This window comes from Sulfuritalea sp., assembly GCF_017302275.1.
GTDB lineage: Bacteria > Pseudomonadota > Gammaproteobacteria > Burkholderiales > Rhodocyclaceae > Sulfuritalea.
Genome location: NZ_JAFLDR010000001.1, coordinates 34,583 through 57,856, shown reverse-complemented (window position 1 = coordinate 57,856; position 23,274 = coordinate 34,583). Strand labels below are relative to the sequence as shown.

1 protein-coding gene (running past both ends of the window) is annotated in these 23,274 nt (G+C 65.2%); it reads left to right on the top strand.

All 23,274 nt of this window come from inside a single coding sequence — locus J0M27_RS00080, FG-GAP-like repeat-containing protein, on the top strand. Of the gene's 56,436 coding nucleotides, 16,156 precede the window and 17,006 follow it; the stretch shown corresponds to coding positions 16,157-39,430, spanning codon 5,386 (partial) through codon 13,144 (partial); the first complete codon in view begins at position 3. The start codon and the stop codon both lie outside this window.

Genomic DNA, 23,274 nt, shown 5'->3' with positions numbered 1-23,274 from the left:
TCGGCGTATTCGTTCTGGCGAACGGTGGCACCGTCGCTCGTTTCACCCTCGACGCCAACGGCACGATCAAGATCATCAAGCTGGGCAACATCGGTTCGGCGGCAGCGCGCTTCGTGCTGCAGGCTGGCGGCACCGTTTCGGGCCTGCCCGAACTCTGGGGTGTCGCCAAGATCCAGGCCAACCTCGACTTCCTGAAGAACTACGGGATCTTCGTCGAAGGCAGCGCGATGCTGCAGATCAACACGACCCCGACGCCGAAGACCGAAACCATCTCCCTCGAGGGCATCCCCGGCGACGTCATCCAGAAGAACCTGACCTCCACCATCGGCCTCAGCGGCCTGTCGACCTCCGTTCTGGGCGAGGTAACCCTGCCGACGACCTGGACTGCCGACTTGGCCACCGCTTTGGGTGTCGTCGATTTCGACCGCGGCACCGACGGTATCCAGTACAAGGACAAGGTTGACAACAAGACGAAGACGATAGACCTCGCCGGCGCCAAGGTGCAGACCATCATCCGCGGCCAGCAATACAAGATCATTACCCGCGACGCGGCGGATGCAACCAAGTTCGGCCCGACCTACTTCCTCGAGTTCGATACCAGGGACAACAAGTTCGACCTCCTGGCCGAGGGCCAGACCTTCGAACTGCCTGCACTGTCCTTCTCGATAGAGATCGTCGGCTCGCTGAAGATCAAGGAAAACGGCTCGCCGGACGAGAACGCCGACGATGCGGTGCGCTTGTTCGGCGGCTTCTTCCTGCGCATCACGCCCGACCGCTTCGAGATCTTCGTCCAGGCTGAAGCCGAGATACCGGTGCTGGGACTCAACGGCAAGGCGGTCGGCCTGATCATCCTCGACGCGAACTTTACCAGTCCGGGCCTGCCAGGCATCGCGATGATGCTCAACCTCGAACTGAGCCTCGGCCCGACGCCGGATGGCCCGGAGGGTAGCGGGCAGACCTCGGCGCTGGACGGGATCTTCGAATTGCGCGGTTCGGTGAAGGTGTCACTCAACACCACGCTGCGCGAGCAGGTATTTGAAATCCCGCAAAGCTTCCTCGACCTGCTGCCGGACGACGCACCCACCACGGTGACGGTTTACGCCGCTGCGCCGGAGATCGACGGCAGCAAGCGCGAGGGCGTGCCGCCCGAGTTCTACATTTCCGCCAACATCCAGGGCAGCATCAAGCTGTTCGATACGATCACGCTGACCGGCTTCATCTCCTTCACGGCGGCCACCGACGTCAACCTCAATGCCTACGTGCGCATCGCCGGCGCGGTGAGCGTGAACATCGAGTTCCTCGGCGCGCTCTCAGGCAGCCTCGATCTTCAGTTCTACACTAACCTTGACGGCGAAGGCCCCGGCATCATGGGCCGGGTGCAACTCGCGCGCACGACCAGCGGGCCGCTCCTTGGAATCATCGACATCAGCGGCCAGTTCCTGCTCGAGTTCAACTCCTATTCTTCGGCGAAAACGATCACCAGCTTCCAGACCAACCGCGAGCAAAACTCGAACTACTCCGGATCCCAGCCGGACATTCTCGCGACCGATCCGGATACCGGCTTCTTCGTCTTCGGCGACATCACGATCGATCCGGGAATCCGCCTGGTGCTGCAGGGCATGCTCAAGATCGGCAGTGCGGTCGAGATGAGCGGTCGCTTCGAGTTCAGTTTCAGCCCGAACCCGTTCTCGATCGATATCAGGGCGCAGGCCAAGATGAAACTGCTGGGTATCGGCCAATTCGACATCGATGCCGTGTTCCGCCTCGACGCCGATGGCTTCGCGGCCTACGCCGGCATCAGCCTGCAGGCGGGCTTCGGCGGCGACATCGGCCTGTCCTTCGATGCGGGCGCCACGCTCGAGCTCTACATCGGGCCGCTGCAGCAGAAGATACTGACCAAGGCGGACGGAACGCAGGTCACCGTCAAGGCCGGCTTCAAGCTCAACATCAACGGCACGGTGACCTTCCTCGGCTTTGCCTCGGCATCCGGCAGCGTCACGATCACGCTGCAGCGCGATGTCTTCTCCATTGAGTTCGATATTGCGATCGCGCTCGGTCCGATCACGGTGGCAGCGAGGGGTGGCGCGGCGATCTATACCGACGGCAAGCCCGGTCTGGCGCTGCTGCTCGACGTCAGCATCGACGCCAACATGTTCGAGGTGATCAAGATCAAGGCCTCGGGCAAGCTGCAATTGAATACCTCGGGTGCAGCGCGGACGCTATCGGGCGTGACCATGCAGGCCGGCAGCTTCCTGATCGCGCTGAATGGTGAGGTGAAGTTCCTTGAAGTCCTGAAGTTCCAGGCCGGATTCGTGCTGGAAGTCGGCTATGAAGGGGTCGGTTCGTGGCGGGTTGCCTTCAACGCCCGAATGGATTTCTTCGGCCTGATGACGGTGCAGGCAACCGGTAGCTTCAACTACAAGGGCTATTTCGATATTTCCCTCGACGGCGAACTCGTCCTTGGCACCCGCAGCTTTGGTCTTGTCGCCAACCTGCATTTCCGCGTCGCCTTCGGCGAGCGGGAGGTGGCCGGAACGCCAGGCCTGACAGAGTACTTCTTCCTCGTCGAATTCTCCGGTGGCGCGAGCCTGCGGGCCTTCGGCATCACCTTCGCCGGTGTCGACATCGGCGCCAGCATCACGGCGTCCGGCGAGGGCAGGGTACCGCTGGTGGCGAGTGCGCATGCCTCGGTGAAGATACTATTCGTCAGGATCAGCGTCTCGATGAGCTTCACCATCGGCTACATCGAATTGCCGAAGAAGGTTTACCTCGCCGGCAACCCGACCGGTGACGCGCGCATCTGGAATCCGGCGAATGCCAATGGCGTGCTGTACCTCAACATGGGTGACCGCAATGGCATCCGCGGCCTCGCCCAGGGCGAAGGCAACGAGCTTTACACGATCGAGCACCTCGGCGCGGATGCAAGTGGCGAGACGCTGCGCGTAGTGTTCAGCGGGCGCGAGACGATTTTCAAGGGCGTCAAGAAGCTGGTGGCCTTTGGTGGTGGCGGTGACGACCACATCTACGTCAAGGATGGGGTGACTTCCGATGTCGAGTTCCATGGCGGGGACGGCAACGATGTCTTCATCTATGAAGGCACCGGCACCGCATGGCTGTATGGCGATAGCGGCGACGACTACATGGCGACCGGTGATGCCAGCAACGCGGCCTTCCTGTATGGCGGCGACGGCATGGACTACATCATCCACAACGGCAAGGGCCGGGCCGAAATCGACGGCGGCGCGGGCAGCGACAAGATCTACGGCGGCGTGGCAGCCGACCTGATCCGCGGCGGCGACGGCGACGACGACATCGACGGTCGCGGCGGCGCCGACCAGATGTTCGGTGAGAATGGCAATGACCTGATCCATTGGGACTACGCGGATGTCGCGCTTGGCTCGGTGGACGGCGGCGCGGACACCGATATCCTCGAGATCGTCGGTACCTCGGGCGCGGATGATTTCATGGTCACCTCGCTCGGAAGCAACAGTTTCAAGGTCGCGAACTTCAAGGCCGGTGCGCTGGCAGGTTCGATCACCGGAAAGAATTTCGAGGACCTTCGGCTCGATGCCCGTGCCGGCGCGGACAAGATCACGATCGACTACATGTCGAATTCGGGCCTAGGCTTCATCGTGCTGTCTGCCGGCAAGAGCGTGGTGCGCACCGGCACCGAGTTCGTCAATGATCCGGAGAGCGGCCAGCCGATCGAGCAGCCGAGGTTTGCGATCTCCGACGACCGTGCCGCCGATGTCGTCACCGTCCTTGGTCATGACGGAAACGGCGACAATGTGACGCTGTCCGACACCGATGCCGCCGACAAGGGCTTCACCGGCATCCGCGTACAACTGGCCGGGCTGCCTAAGATCGTCGTGTCCGACAGCATCCGGACCGAGGGTGACGCGCTGGTGATTTCGACTCGCGGCGGCGCGGACACCGTGACCGCCGCCGCGCTCACTGCCGACCTCGCCGCTTTGCGCATCATCGGAGGCTTCGGCGACGACACGCTCAAGGGTTCGCGTTTCAATGACGTGATCGACAGCGGCAAGGGCAGCGACAAGGTCACAGGTGACCTTGGACTCGACGAGTTCTTCGATGACAGCCCAAGCGCCAGCAACGGTGTCGACGATGACGGCGACGGCCGCATCGACGAAGCCGACGAAAATGAAATCGACACGCTGATCGAGAACCTCGGCGCCCGCGTCGAGACCGCCGGTGCGGACGTCGGTTTGTACAACGACAAGCTGGTCATAGGCAACCTGCTGAACAGCATCGGCAGCGCGAATTTCGAGGTCGGCAAGAATGCAGCCAACGAACTCATCGACACCGGCGACCGCTTTGCCGCCAGTGCAACACTGGAAAACCTGAAGCACATTTTCGAGAAGGCGGAGATAACCGGCGGCGCGGGCAACAATACATTCGTAGTCAACGATCTCGACCGCAGCATCCAGGTCGGCGGCACGAAGTTCTCGGTGATCGACTGGCGCGGCCAGGCGACCCTGGACAACGCCGCCAATGACGGTCTGTTCCCCGAGCACACGCTGGTGACCGTTCCCTTCGACAGCAGGGCCATCATCGACATCCGCTCGGTGGCCAATGACAGCAGCGACCGACTGGTGGTGACCGGTTCCGATGCCTCCGACCGTTACTTGCTGACGGCCACCGGTACCGACGGCAACGCCATCGCTACCATCCAGGCGCTCGACATCCGCATCGGGCAAACCGCATTGTCGAACGGACTGACGATCACCCATCAGCATGTGGAGAACGTCGAGATCAACAGCCTGGGCGGCGACGACCGCCTGGCGGTGCGCACGCTGCACGCTCGCACCACCTTCAATACCGGCGCCGGCAACGATGCGATCTTTGTCGGCAGCAACGCAGCGCTGGGCGGTCTGGGCCTGCCTGATACCAATGTTGGCGGTACCCTGAACGCAATAAATGCGCTGCTGACCGTGAATGGGCAGGGTTCCGGCGACAGCGATCTGCTGATGCTGGACGATGGCGGTGACGGTGCCCCGAACCAGGGAACGCTGACCAGTGACCGGATCACCAATGGCGTGATCGGTACCCCGGCTCCGCTCATGGCCGCCGGCGCGCTGATGGGCGTTGGCGGCAGCATCACCTACCGCACGCTGGAAATCCTGGAAATCGAGCTTGGTAATGCAGCGGACAGCAATGTGTTCACTATCGAAAGCACCCACGGCGACGGTTCGATCACCGCCATCAGCAGCGGTACCGGCGCCGACGTGTTCAACATCGAGACCATGGCGGGCAACCTCACGCTATCGACCGGCGGCGGCAGCGATACGGTGCGCGTCGGCACCACCACCGGCGACATCGGCCAGCAGGCCGGGGTGCTGGACGCTTTCGATTCCAGCGCCAACGCCATCGTCGGCCGCCTCGAAATCGATGCCGGTACCGGCAACGCCGATACGCTGAAGCTCTATGACTCCGGCGACACCACCCGCGAGAACGGCCGGCTCTCGTCGGCCGAGATTGTCGGCATGGGCATGACGCTGGGCATCGGCTATACCGGATTCGACGTCCTCAAAATCTGGCTGAGCAACAACGACAACGGGTACTACATCGACTCCACCCATGCCGGTGTGACCTTCGTTGACCTTGGCGACGAGCAGCCGGTCGTCAATGGCGTCAACGACGTGGTCAATGTGCGGAGCATTTCCGGGCCAACCACCATTGACGCCGGCCAGGGCAACGACGTCATTCGCGTCAACTTCGACGACAAGGGCGAGCAGACCTTCGTCAGCGGCATCGATGGCGAACTGACGCTGCATGGCCAGCAGGGCAGCGACCGCTACGAGATCGGCCTCGCCGGGCAGATATCTTCGCGCATCAACGTCTTCGACCAGTCCGGCGGCGATCCCGGCATCAACCGGCTGCGCATCTACGGCACCAACGACATCGACTTCTTCCTGCTCAGGGCAAACAAGGATGTCGGCATCGGCATGGTCTCGGCCGTCGAAGTCGACGCGAATCGGGCGCCGGTGCCGGGCGGGGTCATCGAGCGCATCAACTACGACGCGGACATCAGCGGCGCGGTGGAGATCTTCGGTCGCGCCGGGGACGATACCTTCGTCCTTGACGACAATCTTGCGCCCACCACTATCTTCGGCGATGCGGGCATCGATACCTTCCAGATCGGACAGGTCTACCAGTCATTCCGTGACGGTCGCAACCCGGACAACGGGCTCGCCGAGGAGGACTATTTCGAAACCACCCAGATTACCCGCGGCTTCCTCTCCAATGGCGTCAGCCAGAGCACGGTGTTGTTTGGCGGCACGGGCAATGACAACTTCACCGTGTATAGCAACAAGGCGGAACTGTTCCTCTTCGGTGACGAGGACGACGATACCTTCACCGTGCGGGCCTTCGTCAAGGTGGATCCGAACGATCCGAAGGCACCTTTCACCAACATCAACGGAGGCCAGGGCGCCGACTTCATCGCTTTCACGGTCAATGCCCCGGTGCGCATCGACGGCGGCGACGGTTTCGATACGCTGACGGTGATCGGCACCGAGTTCGGCGACGACTTCGTGGTCAACGATCAGGGCGTGTATGGCGCCGGACTGTTTGTAACCTATACCGGCCTCGAGCGGATCGTGGTCGATGCCATCGAGGGCAATGACCGCTTCTTCATCGAAAGCACCAGCGAGAGCGTGTCGCTCGAAATCGTCGGCGGCCTCGGTAGTGACACCTTCCATGTCGGAGGCAGCAACGGCAATTCGGTGACGGTGGTCAGCAACAAGCTCGAGGGGCATAGCGGGCTGGTGATCCAGACCACCACCACCGACGATCCGGGCTACAAGAATGTGTTCGTCAAGGACGTTTCGGTCGATGTGCGCGACAACGACGAAGCCGAGGTCGTGGTCCTCTTCGACATTGGTCCGATCCGGGTGTTCGAGAACGGGCTCGGTGGTGCCCTGACAGTCAACAGCTATCGCATCGTGCTCAGCCGCGCGCCGGAAGAGAACGTGACGGTGAAGGCCGTGGCGGTTGCCTTGCGCGAGAGCGTGCTGAAGGCTGGCGGCAAGGGCATTGCGCTCAATTCGACGAACAGCCTCACGGGCGCCAGCGAGGATGGCATCGAGCTGACATTCAATCGCAACAACTGGTTCGCGCCACAGACCGTATACGTGTTTGCGCCGCAGGACGCGCTGGCCGAAGGCACCAACGGGTTCAACATCGTGCATCGCACCCAGCAGGGCTCGAGCGCCAAGGACGGTGGCGACTACGACGGCCTCGCGGTGCTGGGCGTGGTGGCTACGGTGGTCGATGACGATTCGGCGTCGGTGCTGATCGCGTCCTACGACAACAGCGCTCCGGCCCCGCATTTCTTCGAGCCGATCGTTGCCGAGGGTGGGGCGGTGGTGGGCGGCGGTGTCGATCCGGTCGCGCCTGGCGGGCTGCAGCAAGACAGCTACTGGGTGGTGCTGACCAAGGCGCCGACAGGCAACGTTCAAGTCAATTTCGCCTTCGACGCCCAGATCGAGTTTGTCTCGGCCACGGGTCCCGGGGTCGTCGGCTCGACCATCACTTTCAGTACCACCGACTGGTCGACTCCGCGCAAGATCACGGTCAAGGCGGCAAACGATACGGCGCTGGAAGGTACGCATTACTCGCGGATCACGCACACGGTACCGGCATCGACGGTGAGCATTCCGAAAAACCTCGACAATTTCCTCGGGGTCACTACATCGAATATCGCCGACGGTCTTGCCGCGAAAGTCAATGGCAACCTCGATACCCCCTTCGTGGCCACGGCGAACGGCGACAAGGTGACCCTCACCGGTCCTGCATTCCGCTACAACCTGGCGACTCCCTACGCGTCGCCCACTGTCACCCTCGGAGGCGTCGCCGTCGCTGGCGAAGTCTGGGCGTTGGTGGTCAATGGCAGGACCTGGTTCCATCTCGTCGATGCCGGCCAGACCGTCACCCAGATCGCCGACAGCCTGCGGAGCAAGATCGACGCTGACAGCGTGTTTGCCGCCAGCGGCACCGGAAACGAACTGACGATCACGGCGTCCGGTGGCGGCCTGGTCACCGTCGGTTTCCTGGTTTCCGGCGATTCTGCGGGGACGGCGGCGATCTCCGGCTCGATGCTTGGCCATAGCGTGGTCACGACCAATCCGACCGACACCGCCCCAGCCTGGAATGTCGCCGAAATCGATATCGACGGCACCACGCCGCCACCGGGTGCCGCCTGGACAAGGTCGCCGGCGGGCGCGGTGTGGACCGTCAATCTGGACGGTACCGAATTCCGTTACACCAGCAAGATCGACGACGAGGCGCTCAACCTGGTCGCGGCCGGGCTGGCCGACGCAATCAACCAGGGGGCCACGCGCTTTGCCGCCAGGTATGCGACGGCGACCGTGAAGCTGACCGGAACACCGGGGGTCGGTGACATCTGGACCATACGCCTTGGCAGCGACACGATCAGCTACTCGGTCGTGGCCGGCGATTCCCTGGCCGCTGTCGCCAATGCCTTGGCGACGCAGGCACATGCGCTGGCCAACTACGACCTGGCGCCGGGCGACATTCTGACCGACGGCCAGTTCAAGGTCGTCCGTGCCGATGCCGCCGCTTTCGCGGTCGATGTGGCGGTACAGGGCACCAACCTGCAGAGCAGCGGCCAGGTTTTCGGCACCACCGTCGGCGAAAAGCTGATCGTGTTCGCCGCCGATGGCACGCCGTTCACGGTCGACGTGAGGCTAGCCGAGTCGGCCTCGCAAGTGGATGACTTCGCGGTGGGCGGCACCGTGCTGGCGGACGATGGCATAGGGCCGAATGCCAGTATCAAGAGCGCTACCCACTATTCGAAGCTGGTACTCCAGCTCAGCCCGGCAGCCGCTCCGGTCCTCCAGGGCGCGGGCTGGAACCTGGTTGCCGGCGTCCGTCCCGATCGGGTCGCGGTCGACTTCTCCGGCGCGCCGGCGGAAGACGAGGTCTGGTCGCTGCGCCTGAAGAATGCCGACGGCTGGATCACCCCCGTCACCCATGTCGTAACCGCAGGCCAGACCCTGCAGCAGGTCCTTGAGGATTTGCGTGACCTGATCGCCCCGGCGGGCTACGCCGCTGCCGTCGCCGCCAACGGCTATGCGGTCGTGGTTGCGACCGACGATGGCGATGCCGCGGCGCCTGCCGACGACGGCACCCGCCTGATGACGGTCGAGCGCATGGGCGCTTTCAACCTCGAATTGACCATCATGCCGGCAGTGGCCGACGAACCGTCCGCCGTCCAATCCACGATCACCAACGACCAGCCGGGCTTTGCCTTTGCCTACGTGACCGGCTCGAACCGGGAAGTGACGGTGCCGGATTCGCTCGACGTCACCATCGCCGACAACGATGCGCCGGGCGTCCTCATCCTGCAAAGCGGTGCGTCCACCGATGTCATCGAGCCTACCGAGCTGGTCCGCCTGGGTTCAGGCTATGCCAGCCAGGTGATCACGACCCGTTTCCGCATTGGCCTCGGCCTCGACGCAACCACGAACCTTCCGGTTCCGCCAAAAGCGGACCAGACCTGGACGGTTTACCTGGTGGATTCGAACGATGCGGCGACCCCGCCGCCCTCCGTGTCCTATGCGCATACGGCGGGCGTAACGCCGACCTTCGCCCAGATCGCAACTGGCCTGGCGGCGAAGATCAACGACCTTGCCGGTCCGCTCGCGGCGGCCTACGACGCGGAAGTCTCCGGCGAATATCTCACCATCAAGCGTCCGACTCCGATTTACTGGTGGCAGCTCGTCGAGCAGCAACCCTTCAGCGTATTCATCAAGGTCAGCGAAGGCACCGCCACCAAGGCGGTCCTCTTCATCGGCGATTTCGGCACCGCGACGGCTCGCGAAATCGGTATCCACGATTCGGTGTTCATCGCCCAGGACCTCGATTCGGCAAAGTGGAACACCAATTCCAGCACCGATATCGTTGATTCGACCACCATCCCGCACCTGACGGTGTTCGGTACCGGCGACGGCAACGCCGACTTCTACGGCTTCGAGATCACCGAGCAGATGCTGAGGGACGAACTGGCCGCCGAAATCAGGTTCGCCGACGATCGGGACGTGCCCATCCCGCGAGTTCACGACGGCATCAAGGCAATATTCGACATCGACCACGGCTTCGATCTCGGCGATTCCCAGTTCTGGGTCAGCGCGATCAAGCTCTACGAGTTGCGCGCGCCGCTGGATCCCGACCTGCCGCTGCAGCCGAACCTGATCGGACAGAGCTCCTTCTTCAACAGTCCGGACGCCGGCAGTTCCTGGTACTTCGATGGCAGATTGACGACGCAACTGACCCAGGCCGGCAAGTATTACATCGAGGTGACCGCGGTCTATCCGTATAACCTCGACGGACTGCCTGAGGGCGTCGACTACCAGCTGCACGCGTCGGTCGGCCAGCATGCCGAGGATTCGTTCGTGTTCGCGCCGGCACCGGTTTCCGAACAGGAGACGACCAACAACACCGGCCAGAGCCTCGATTCGGGCAGCACCGACGAGGAACGGGGCGCCAACTTCTTTACCTTCGCCGATCCCAACATCGGCAACGGTGTGATCAACTCCTCGACACCCTATGTCCGCATCACCGGAACGGGTGATGGCAGCACGGACGTCTACCTGTTCGACGTCGCCTCGACCCGGCTCAATCTGGCACCGGCCACCGGCAGTGTTCTCGACCCCAACAACAGCGAGTTCTATACCCGCCATGTCTACGAGTTCACGGGTAGGGTCGAGGTCGGCGACCGGTGGACGCTGGGTGTCGGTTATCGCGACTATGAGGTCTATGTCGACGGCACGACCGTAGGCGCCTCCTTGCTGGCGGTGGCCACCGAGTTCGAGCGCCTCATCGAAGCCGCGGAACTGGCGAAGCAGATCGACGGCTATGTCGCCAATGTGAGCTCCACCTCCGGGATCAAGCTCACCATCGAGAACACGGCGTCCGGTTTCGCACTGAAGGGCAGCGGCGATGCCGACCCGGTCCCCGACGGCCTGCGGCAAGAGGTGGCATCGGCTGCCACGGTGACGCGCACGACGTCCGCGAAAGACGGCGCTGGCGTGACGGCGATCTCGTTCAGAAACGTCAAGATCGACCTGGCGACTACTGGTTTGTCGGCGGCCGACAGCTGGGTGCTGGCCATCAACGGCGAGACCACGGCACCGGTGACCGTCAGCAGCAGCCTGAACGCCATCGCCGCCGCATTGCGCCTTGCGGTGGCCGACCTGATCTTGGCGGAGCCGGTGGCTTTGGCCGGCGTCAGCGTTGTGGCCCGCAGCGATGACGTCGTCGAACTCGAGTCGACGACCGGTCTGACGGTCGGCATCAGTATCTTCGGCGCCAATCCGCGCGGCAGCGCGACGATCAGCGGTGAGCCGTTCGGACAGCCGATTGCGAACACGCCGTCGGCGATCGAGAACATCAACTGGACCGATGTGTCGATAGTCCTCGGCGGCACGGCCTACCAGAACGAGGTCTGGCGCCTGACCGTCGGCGCCGAGGTTCCGACCGGAGTCCCGATCCTGGTCGCCGACACCCCGAGCACGATCGCGCAGAAGCTTGCCGCCAAGTTCACCGCACCCGGACATGTCGGCGTCTGGGACGGCGACCGCAAGATCACCTTCTCCAATGTCGGCGACGTCGGCATCACCTTCGATATCACCCGGGCCGTGACCGGCGGGACCATCAGCACCGAGGCGGTCAATGCGATGGCCGCCCTCGACGTGACCTCGTTGATCGGGAACATTACGATCAGCGACAAGTGGACGCTGGCGCTGACCGGCATTCCGAACTATGAAGTGCCCGCAAGCTTTACCCGTAATCTCACTGCGGGTGATCTGGTCGATGCAATCGAAGCCGACAAACTGACGACCGGCTACTCGGCCGAGTACGATTCGACGAGCAACGTTATCGTCATACGCAAGACGTCCGGGACCTTCACCGCGACCCTGACGGAGACCTTCGATGCCGCCTCGGTTTCGGAAGCCCCGACCGCCACCACCGATCGCATCCTGACTTTCGACTTCGACGACGCGAACGCCCCGGACGGCGATCCGGACTATGCGCAGGAATGGACGCTGACCTTGCCCGGCGTCTTGGCGACCTTCGTCGTGTCGGTGGATACCGATAGGAACACTACCGCCTTCGATCTGGCGGCGTTGATTCATGCCCATGATGACTACAACGCCAGTTACAACGATTCGAGCCATGTCCTGACCGTGACCCGCGGTTCCGATTGGGCGGCGCCGGACGTGAAAACCTACACGATCACCGAGACGCGGAATCCGAAGGTCGTAACCGACGCCAGCCAGGCCGCGACCGTGGTGACCCTGGGCGGCTCCGCGGCCGAAGGTGAGACCTGGCAGGTGGATTTGCCGAGTGTTGCGGCGGCCACCTACCTGGTGGACTTGGGAGCGAACCCCGCCCTTGACGCGATCGCACTGTCGCTGAGCAACACAGTCGGCACCCGGGCGGGATACGAGTCGATCGTCCATAACGGCAAGGTCATCGTGCTTGGTTCGAGCCTGGCGACCGCGACTGCGGTTGCCACGCCGGCTGTCGCCGGCACGGCCCTGGTCAGCGGCGGCGTGGACCTGAACTGGGAAATGACCGTCGCCCTCGACGTGGCGGGCTATCCGGACGACTTCACGGACGGCGATGTCTGGACCTTCCATCTCGGCACCGATACCTACAGCTACATCGTCGGCACCCACTTCGCGGCCGCCGGCAGCCTGACCGCCTTCCTCGAACAGGCGATCGAGGCTGCTGCCAGCGCCGAAGGCCTTGTCGTTACGGTCAGCGGATCGCTCGTGCTGCTGGAAACCGATGGCGACACGGTGGTGCTCGGCGCATTCGAGTGGATCCGGGTCGAACCCTATGCCGTGGATGGATTCGATCTCGATGGGCGCGACCACTACACCGTGATGGTCATCGACCTGGCGGCGACCGCGCAGAAGATCAGCAAGGGTGAACTCTTCAAGGTCACGCTCAACGGCGTGTCGTTCTCCTACGAGGTCGAGGATCTGCTGGACGGGGACCAGCCGGGCCAACTCAATCTGGGTACCGTGGCAAGCAAACTGGCAGCCCAGATCAACAGCGTGAGCGGCGGCAGCGATTTCTACACGGCGGCGGTGAGCGGCACCAGGATCACGATTACGGACAAGACCCTGACGCCGGAACCGCATGGCGTCGATCCGATCGTCTTCGCTTCCCAGCGCGGCGGACCCGTCACCATCGTGGCCGACATCGACAAGTCCAGGCTGGTCGGCGGCAGTGAACAGGTGCTTACCGGCTACACGCTGGAGGTGTCCCACTACGTGTTCGGCGTCATCCGGTACGAGCTCGGCATCTTCCCCATCTTTGGCTGGAGCCCTGTCTATTACTGGAAGCCCACCTACGAAACGGTCAACTTCACGCGCAGCCTGCGGCTGGAGCTGCTGAATCCCGCGGGCACCGTGGTTGCCGTGGCCCAGTATGTTCCCGGCTCGACCGCGATCGACGCCGGCAGCGTGACGCCCTACGATCCCATGCTCAGCTACACGGTCGCCAATCCGGTCGGAACGGAAACCTACAAGCTGCGGGTATCCACCGTCGTTACCTACGACAAGTTCTTCCCGCAGTATGTGTTCCCCGGAGTCTGGGAGGGCCTCGGCTACGAGTTGATCCTTTCCGTGCAGGGCCACCTGCAAAACGAGAACGCCATTGAGCTGCGCGGCAAAACGCTGCAGGTCGTGGAGGGTCCGGGTCTCGGCCAGGGCGCGGTTATCGCCGATTACGACGCGAAGACCAAGGCCTATTATCTCGATACCGCCAATTTCGATGTTTGGGATGAAACACCCGGCCTCGACAGTCGATACGACATCACGGCCAGCCTGTTCCGTGAATCCGCCGCAGCCCCGGGTGGGGCGCTGACCTACAACAGCGATTATCTGAACAAGCCGCCGGTGACCGACAGCTGGAGCGTGGTCCTCACCAGGCAGCCCGGCAATCTGCCTGGGCAGGAGGTGATCGTCAATGTCCTGCCGACGCTGACGCGGACCTACAACGCCGACGAGGCTTTCAATCCCGATGCCGGCTTCGGCGAAGGTAATGCCGAGCAGGTGCGGATAGCGACGGATCGTGCCCTGATCCAGCTCGGCGGCACATCGGCCGCGGGCGAGTACTGGATCGTCACGCTGACCGGCACCGACACCACCTTGAGCGTCGATTCTTTCCTCGACGCCGTATTCCAGCGGCTCGAAAACGGCGCACTGACCACGGCGGAACTGGCCTACCTGCACGCCAGCAACAGCGACGTATTCGTCTATGGCGGTGGCAGCACCGACATCACGACGGTTGCCACCGAACTGGCGAAGCGGATCAGCGGCGTCATCGGCGACGGCGTGGACAACGATGGCGACACGCTCGTCGACGAACCGGGCGAACTCACCGGCTACGCGGCCACGATGACTCCGGGCCTGTCCATCGAACTCACCGGCACGCCGCAGAATGGCACGGCCTGGGCCCTGGCGCTTTCCGGCGTCGCGACACCGTTTACCTACGTGCCGGTGGCGGGCGATGACCTGGCGGATGTCGCCGCCGGGCTCGCCGCGCTGCTCGACGCCGATGGCACCGGCTTCAAGGCCAGCGTCGAAGGCAACAAGCTGCTGATCCTCAAGCCGGGCGCGACGGCTGCCTTCACCGCCTCGCTACGGATCGGCAACGTTCCTCCGCTCCCTGGTGTCCCGCCTCCCTTCATTCCGATAGGCGTACAAGCGCCGCAGATACTCGTCAGCAGCAGCGTCGCCGGCAACGCGTTCTATGCCGCGGTTGCAATCGGCATCGATACCGATACGAGTGGGGGCTTCAAGGTTCGTCCCGTAGCGACCGGTTCAGCCAAGGTGGAAATCACCCGCGAACGGATCAGCGCCACGGTCAGCAAGTTCGACTTTCTCCAGGTCGAGCTGAAGGGCCAGGTTCTGGCCGGCGAGACCTGGGCACTGCGCCTGACCAGCGTCGCGGTTCCCGTGGTGGTGCGCTACACGACGCAGTTCGGCGACACCCTGTCCGACATTGCTGCCGCGCTGGGTAGCCAGCTCGACCCGGCGCTCTACGACGTTACGGTTCGCGGCCGCGTGATCACGATCGGCAACGCGCTGGCGTCACAGACCCAGGACTTCGGCGCGGAGGTGCGGGTAGGGCTGGCCCGTACCAGCGAACCAGGCAATCCGCCGTCGCAGGATGGCCTGCGTACCTCCGGCACGTCGGCCGTGGTGCCGCAACTGATGTTCGTGGCCGATGACGGCGACAACGTGGCCGAACTCGGCGAATGGAACTTCGCGCAAACGGTGGCCGTAATGGCGATCGACGACAAGGTCATCGACGGTGGCGACGCCCTGGTGTTCCCGGAATTCGAAGAGCGCGTCAATGCCATTCGCGGGCCGCTGACCATCGAAGGCGCGCCGCTCGCCGGCGCCGAGCGCTTCCTCAACAACCCCTTCCGCCTGCCCGAGGAGACCAACGATCCGCAGGCCGACGGCACGGTCAATACCGTCACGGTCGATGCCAACGGCAATGGCGTGATGAGCGACCGCGAGGCCTTCCACCTCAACGCCCTCTACGGCGAGCGGCCGGGATTCGATCCGCGCATGAACCAGTTCCCCTTCGAGTTCACCTGGCTCGACGGCCCGGCCCTCAAGCGCTACCTGGATGTGCTGTCGGTGTCGCAGGAGATCCTCTCGGTCAGCCGCGACACGGCATTCAGCGTCAATCTCACGGTTGGCGGCGTCGTCCCGAGCACCTCGGTAGTGCGCTTCAGCGGCACCCCGGACCAGTCCGCCGTCGGCCTGGCCGGCGCCGACTTGAGCTGGATCGAGACCGTCGTCAGCCTCGGCGGCTTCGCGGTCGACGGCCAGGACTGGACACTCTCCCTCGACCTCGACCCGGCGGTGGCGGGGGTCCTCCAGCGCAGCTTCCATGTTTCCGCCGAATCGAAGGCACTGTCGAAGATCGTCGCCGACTGGGCCGGGTATTTCAACGGCCTTGTGGTCGGCACGGTGACCTTCCATGCCCAATCGATGGTCGATATCGCGGGCAACGCCAAGATTCGCCTCTGGGCCACCGGCGCCGATGGAAACCCGGTGGACTTCTGGGTCGACACCACGGTCGGTTCCAACGGCACCACGCAGGTCAGCGGCACGCCGGACCAGGACTTCGCCAAGATTTTCGGCGTCGATTGGACCGTCGCCGCCTTCGAAGTTCTTCAGGCGCAGTCCGGCACCTGGAACCTCAACCTGGATGGGACGCTGGCGGCGGCCTACCCGGTGACGGCCGGCGCTTCCATCGCCGATGTGACGACCAACCTGGCCGACCGCATCTCCACCGCCTTCAAGCCGGTGGTCTCGGGCTACACGGTCACCTTCGACGCGCCGTGGCCGTCCGAGGCCACCAGCACGCTGGTCCTGAGCGGCACGCCGCAGGCGGGCACCACCTGGACGGTGACGCTCGACATCGCCGGCACCGCCAAGCGTTTCAGCCACTTGGTGGTCGCCGACGACACGCTGGAGTCGATCGGCCTGGCGCTGGCTACTGCGGTGAATGCGGATACTGCCGGCAACCTGGCCGCGCGTGCCTCCGGTGTGGCGCTGATCATCGTGAATACCGCGGGCAACACGGTCGAGACCAGCTTCTCGATCAGCCCGCAGGCCACCGCGCTGCGCCCGGATCCGGTCGCAACTTACGCGAAGAGCCTTGAACTGTCGGGCACGCCGGTCGCGGGCAGCCTCTGGTCGGTCGGCCTCAGCTTCAACGACGGCGCGGGCCTCGTGACCAGCACCCACGAGTACACGGTTCGCGCCACGGTCGCCCTGGCCGAGGTCGCGGCGGGCCTGGCCGCCAGGATCAACGCCGCCGGCAGCGCTTTCACGGCCAGCGTGAATGGCAACACGCTGGTGATCCAGAACGCGGGCGAGCCGGGCTTCGCGACGGCCACCCGGGTCCAGCAGGCAGCCGGGGCGAGCGGCAGCTTCACGCGCTCGGTCGCGTCGCCGACGGTGACGCGCCTGACCCTGGGCAGCGGAACCGGCAGCGCGGCGCTGGGCGACATCTGGACAGTGACCGTGGGCGGCGTCTCCTACGCCTACGCGGTCGAGTCGCTGGCGGTGATCGCGGGCAAGCTTGCCGCCGCGATCGAGGCGGACGCGGATTCCGCCTACGTGGCCACGAGCGAGGGCGCGACCCTAATCGTGGTCAATCGCGAGGCCGATTTCACCGTGTCGCCAGCGCCGACTTTCCAGGTCGGCACCGTTCCCGTCGCCCGCGTCGCGACCCTGCCGCAGACACTGGTGGTGGGGCAGCGGCTGTCGGTGACCCTGGTCGGCAACGACGCCTCGAACATCGTTTCCTACACGGTCGGCACCAACGGCAGCATTACCGAGCCGGTGGCCGAAAGCGCCGCCGCGGCAGCCGCCGCGCTGGCCCGGCGCATCAATGCCCTGGCGCCGGCCGACTACACGGCCACCAGCGACGGCGCCACCCTGGTGGTGGTCAATCGCGCCGGCCATCGTTTCACGCTGGCTGACCTGTTCGTGGTCGATACCAATGAACCAGGCCTGGCCGGCACGGCGAGCGTTTCCATGCTGACGCTGGAAGGCGCACCGGTGGTCGGCGCCACCTGGGCCGTGCGCGTCCTCTACAACGGCGAGGCGCCGGGCCAGTCGCGCACGGTATCCCATACGGTGGGTATCGGCGAGACCGTCGAGGACATCACGGTGGCGCTGGCACTGGCGATCAGCAGCGGCCTCGGTACCGACATGACGGCGATCGCCGACGGCGCCGAACTGATCCTGGTCAAGCGCACCGCCGGCGGTTTTGCGGCCTCCTTCGAAACGCAGACACCGTCCTTCGGTGATGTGGTCGCGACATCGTCCATCGTCACGCTGTCCGGAACGCCGGCCGGCGACGAGGTATGGACGTTGTCGCTGGGCGGCGTCACTTTCAGCGTCGTCGCCGCCACCGGCGAGACGGTGGCCAGCCTTGCCACCAGGTTGGCCGACGAGATCAACGGCGACGCCACCCCGCAGGCAGCGAAGTTTGTCGCTGCCGCCGAAGGCTCGCAACTGGTCGTGGTCAACCGCGATGGCACTTCGTTTGCCACCTCGTTCCAGATCACGCGCAGCGCCCGCACCACGGTGGATGCCGGCGCCGCCGCGTCGTCGGTGGCAACCATCGGTGCCGGCATTGCGGCCAACGGGACGGCGACCCTGGTCGTCATCTCGGGCGGCGTGGCGACTTCGGTCGAGTTCACCGACACCGTTGCCCGCACGGCGGCCGAGGTCGCGGCGGGCCTGGCGGCGCGGCTCAACTTCCTCGCTGCACAGATCGGCAATCCGCTGGCGAACTACATTGCTACTTCGGTTGGCGAGCGGGTCGTGATCATCAACCGCGTCGGCACCGCCTTCACCGTCGGCAATTTCGCCGTGACCGACTCGACCAGCGCGAGCACGACAAGAGTCGGCTTTGGCGGTACGGCGGTGACCGGCGAGAAATGGACGCTGACCCTGGCGTTCCGGGATGCCCTGGGTGCCGCGGTCAACTTCTCGCACGCTGTCACCCTCGACGGCGCCGGTGTCGCGAGCCTTGGCGATGTCGCAGCGGCCTTCGCCGCCGCGATCAATGTCGATGCGGCGCTCGAAGAACTTACTGCCGTGGTCGATGGCGGCAGGCTGCTGATCATCAAGCGCACTGCCGGCGAATTCGCCACGACTGCCACGGTGACTCCGGCGGGTTCGGCGACCACGACGCCATCCACCACGGCGGGCTTCACGGCATTTACCATCAACCTGAGCGGAACGCCGGCGACCGACGAAGTCTGGCGGATAAGTATCGGCGGAGTCGATACCGACGTGACCGTCAGTGGAGCCATCGACACGCTGGCCGAAATCGCCGAGGCGTTCGCGACCGCCATCCGCGGCAATGCGAGCCTGTCCGCCTACACTGCCGCGGCGAAGGGCGGCAGCCTGGTGATCGTCAAGACCACGGGCGGCAGCTTTACGCCGCTCCTCACTGTCACGACTGCCGGCACCCTGACGGGCACCACCGCGCCGACCGCCTACCTGGTTGACCTGAGCGGTACGCCGGTCACAGGAGATACGTGGCGGGTGACCCTGGACGGCACGAACCATTCAATCGTTGTCGGCGCCACGGCGAACCTCGGCAATGGCTTGGTGGTGGTGGATACGCTGACGGAAATCGCCCAGGCGCTCGCGCTGGCCATCAACACCGGGACGGGAGGCTTCGCAGCCACCGTCGAGGGTACCCGGATCGTCGTAGCCGGCCCGAGCGGCGCGACGATCAGCACCCAGTTCATTTCGCCCGCCACGTCCACGCCGACCTGGGGAACGGCAGTCACGAGCGCAAGCGCGGCCTTCGCCACGCTGAACGGCACGCCGGTGGTCGGCGATCTTTACCAGGTCGTCCTGAACGGCGCCACGATCGGTCACCTGGTCGCCAACGGCGAGGGCCGCGAGGCCGTGGCCCGTGGCCTGGCGGCGGCGATCAATGCCAGCACGCATCCGGCGCTGGCCGATTTCTCCGCCATCGGCGACGGCAGCCTGCTGGTCATCGTCAAGCGCAGCGGCGGTGCCTTTACCCCGGCGTATTCGATCACCCAGGCGGCGGGGGGCGGCGTGCGCAGCCTGACGGCCGGTGCCGCCACGCCGACCACCAGCGCGAACACGCCCGACCTCGGCGGTCCCGTTGTCGCCGGCCAGGTATGGAGCGTTACGCTGACCACGGGCGCGGGGCCGACACTGACCACGATCACGGTGCGCTACGCGGTGCCGTCGGCCAGCGCTACCCTGCAGGAAATCGCGGCGGGACTCGTGGCGGCCATCAACGCGCAGGCACAGGCAGACCTCACTGCCGTGGTCGAAGGCAGCCAGGTGTTCATCGTCAACCGTGCCGGAACGCCGTTCCTCGCAATCTACGCGATTGCGCCGGCAGGCAGCCTGGTGCACTCCACCGCGACCAGCAGGGCGGCGGTCGACGTCGGCGGCATCGTGCGCGCTGGCGACCGGTTCTCGATCGACCTCGCCGTCGGCTCGCAGGGCGCTTCGGTGAGCTACACCGCGCTTGCCGGCGACACCGCGGCGAAGGTGGCGGCGGCCCTGGCGGCACTCATCAACAGTTCCGGCGATCCGGATGCGGCAGCCTTCACCGCGGCGGCGAGCGGCACCCGGCTGTTCATCGTCAATCGCGATGCCGTCGCGTTCGTCGCGACCCCGAGCCACGTCCATGCCGTGGCGGGAGTGGTTGGCGAATCCCTGGCCACGCGCGCTTCGCTGGCGGTGCCGACCTCCACCGTGGTTGCCGGTGAGACCTGGGTCCTGACGCTGACCTCCGGCAATGCCGTGACGAGCTACAGCATCGTCGCGACCACGAGCACGCTGCAGACGGTGCTCGACGAACTTGCCGCCAGGATCAGTGCCGACGGGGCGAACGCCTTCACCGCGGAAACCGGAGCCGACAGCCTGCAGGTCTTCCGCGTCGGTGGCGTCTCCTTCGCCGCGAGCCTGGCGGTTCAGGCGGCCGGCGTGCCGGCGATCGAAACGGCGACGGCGCAAACCGTGCTGGTGGCCCTGAACGGCAATCCGGTGGCCGGGGAAACCTGGCGCGCAACGCTGGGCGGCGTATTCGTCGACTACACGGCGGCTGGCGGCGATACCGTCACCGACGTTGCCGAGGCACTCGGCAACCTGATCAGCGCCGCTGACAACCATCTCAGGCTCACTGCGGCCTTCGTCGCGGCGATCAATGCCGAGGGCACCTACCTGGCGACGGCCAGCGGCGTCGACCTTTCGCTCTCCGCGGTCGGCGTCGCGGTCACGGCGCGCCTCTCGTCGATCCACGGCGCCACCGATTCCGGCACGGCAGCCAGCACCAGCAGCGCCGCGGTCGTCACCCTGTCCGGTCCAGTGGTGCAGGGCGACGAGTGGACGCTGCGCCTGTCGGGTAGCGGCCTCGCGACGAAGACATTCAAGGTCTCGGCGGTGAACTTCAGCGACCTGACGACGGTTTCCGAGGCTGGCGTTCTGCTGATCGTCAATCGCAACGGGGCCGCGCCCGCGGCGCGAGTCGACGTGACGCCGGCGACGCTCGCAAGCATCGCACCGGAGGCGCCCACGGTGGCGGTGCAGCTCCTCGGCAACCCGGTGGCCGGCGAACAATGGACGGTGAAGCTCGATGGTCGCGACTACACGGCGACCGTGGGGATGGTCGTAAGCTCGCTCCAGGCGCTTGAAGACATCGCGACATCGCTGGGCGCCGCGATCCGCTTCGACAATTCCGTTGCGGGCCTCGTGGCAAGGCTGGCGAGCGCCATCAATCTGCGCGGCGGCGACTACACGGCGCTGGCCGCGGGCACCGACCTCACGATCACCAGCAGCGGCGGCGCCATCACCGCTGTGCTGGAAGACGGGCAGGGCACCGTCATCGACGAGGTCGCTACCGCCGCCCTGTCGCTGACACTGAGCTTCGCCGGCGCGAGCGTGAGCCATGGCGAAGAGTGGACCGTCCGGCTCGACGCGGCGGGGACGCCGACCACGGTCACGGCGACGGCCTTCGCCCGCTTCTCCGCCGCGAACGACGGCACCAGGCTACTGATCGTCGATCTGGCCGGAACCGGGTTTGCCCCGCAAACGACGATCGTGCCGGTGAGTGGCTACACGATCTTTGCCACGCCGCCGGCGCAATTCACGGGCCTGCTCGATCGCACTCCGGTCACCGGCCGCACCTGGATGCTTACCCTTGCCGGACCGAATGGAGCCAGCCAGCGCTTCAGCGTCACCGTGGGGAACACCTATTTCGGTACGGTCGTCGCCGACACCCAGTCGCGCATCGCCACCATCTTCGCCAGCATGATCAACGCTACCGGCCCGGTCTCGCTGGAGGCCACGGCGACGGACAACCGCCTGGCGATCCGCAGCCTGGATGCCAGCACGTGGACGGCGTCCTTTGTCGATACCCATGCACCGGTGGCCCATGTCGGCATCTTCGAGAGCACCCCGACCAGCGGCTATACCTGGACCGTGACCCTGACCGGACCGGGAGCCACGCCTGTGGTCCAGCACTTCAACCTCCCGATCGGCGCCGGGTACGACCAGTCGCAGATCGCGGAACTCTTCGCCGACCTGATCAACAGCACCGGGCCGCTCGCCCTGACCGCGATGGCGGAAGGCCGGCAACTGGTGATCGTTGCCCGCGACGGCAGTGCCTGGACCGCCGCCTTTGCCATCGCCCCGGCGCCGGCGGCAACGCCTTCGGCACCGGTGGCGACTCCGATCGCCGGCATGCCCGGCGCGACCGCAGGCTCCACTACCGGGGCCACGACCGTGACCTTCAATGGCGCGCCGCATGCGCGGGAGGTTTGGTCGCTGACCGTGGGCGGCAACCGTTTCGACTTGTCGATCGGCGAGACATACACGGTTGCCGGAACGCCCGATTTCGCCGGCATCGACGCGACGGCCTACCTCGCCAGGGCGGCCCTTGCGGTCGGCACGGCGGCACCGGTCGACGGCGAAGTGTGGACGGTGACCGTCAGGTTCGGCGGCTATGTGACGACCGTCAGCCATACCGCCGTCGGCGGCAGTTCGCTGGCCGATGTCATGCGGGCCCTTGCCACCGGCATCAACGACCTTGGCCAGACGCCGTTCCTGGCGCAGGCGGATGGCGCCAGCCTGCTCCTGGCCAATTCATCGGCCTGGCTGCCTTCCGTCGAGATTGTGCGCGGCGCGCTGGCCCTGGCGCCGGCAGTCAGCCTGCATACCAGCCTCGTCGCCGACAGCGCGCGGGCGCTGGCGACGATCTTCGCCGACCGCGTCAACGGCCTTGGCGGCTTCCATGCCGTCGTCTCGGATAATGCGCTGGTCATCGTCAAGCGCGGCGGCACCGGATTTGCGACATTCGAAACACGCTTCCGTTTCATTCCGGCGCTGGACAACACGACCGACCTTTACGATGTCGACCTGGCCGGGAGCGCCGCTTCGATCGAACTTGTGGGCGCTCCGGTGGTTGGCGAGAAGTGGACCGTGACCCTGGGCGGCCTGAGCTTCGATTACACGGTGTTGCGCGACGACAGCCTGGCCAACGTCGCCCAGGCGCTGGCAGAGCGGATCAACGCCGCGACCAGCGCGGCCGACTATGTCGCGTCGGTCGAAGGGGATCGCCTGGTGATCGTCAAGACCAGCGTCGGCGCCTTCGCCAGCAGCATCGCGGTCACGCCGGCCA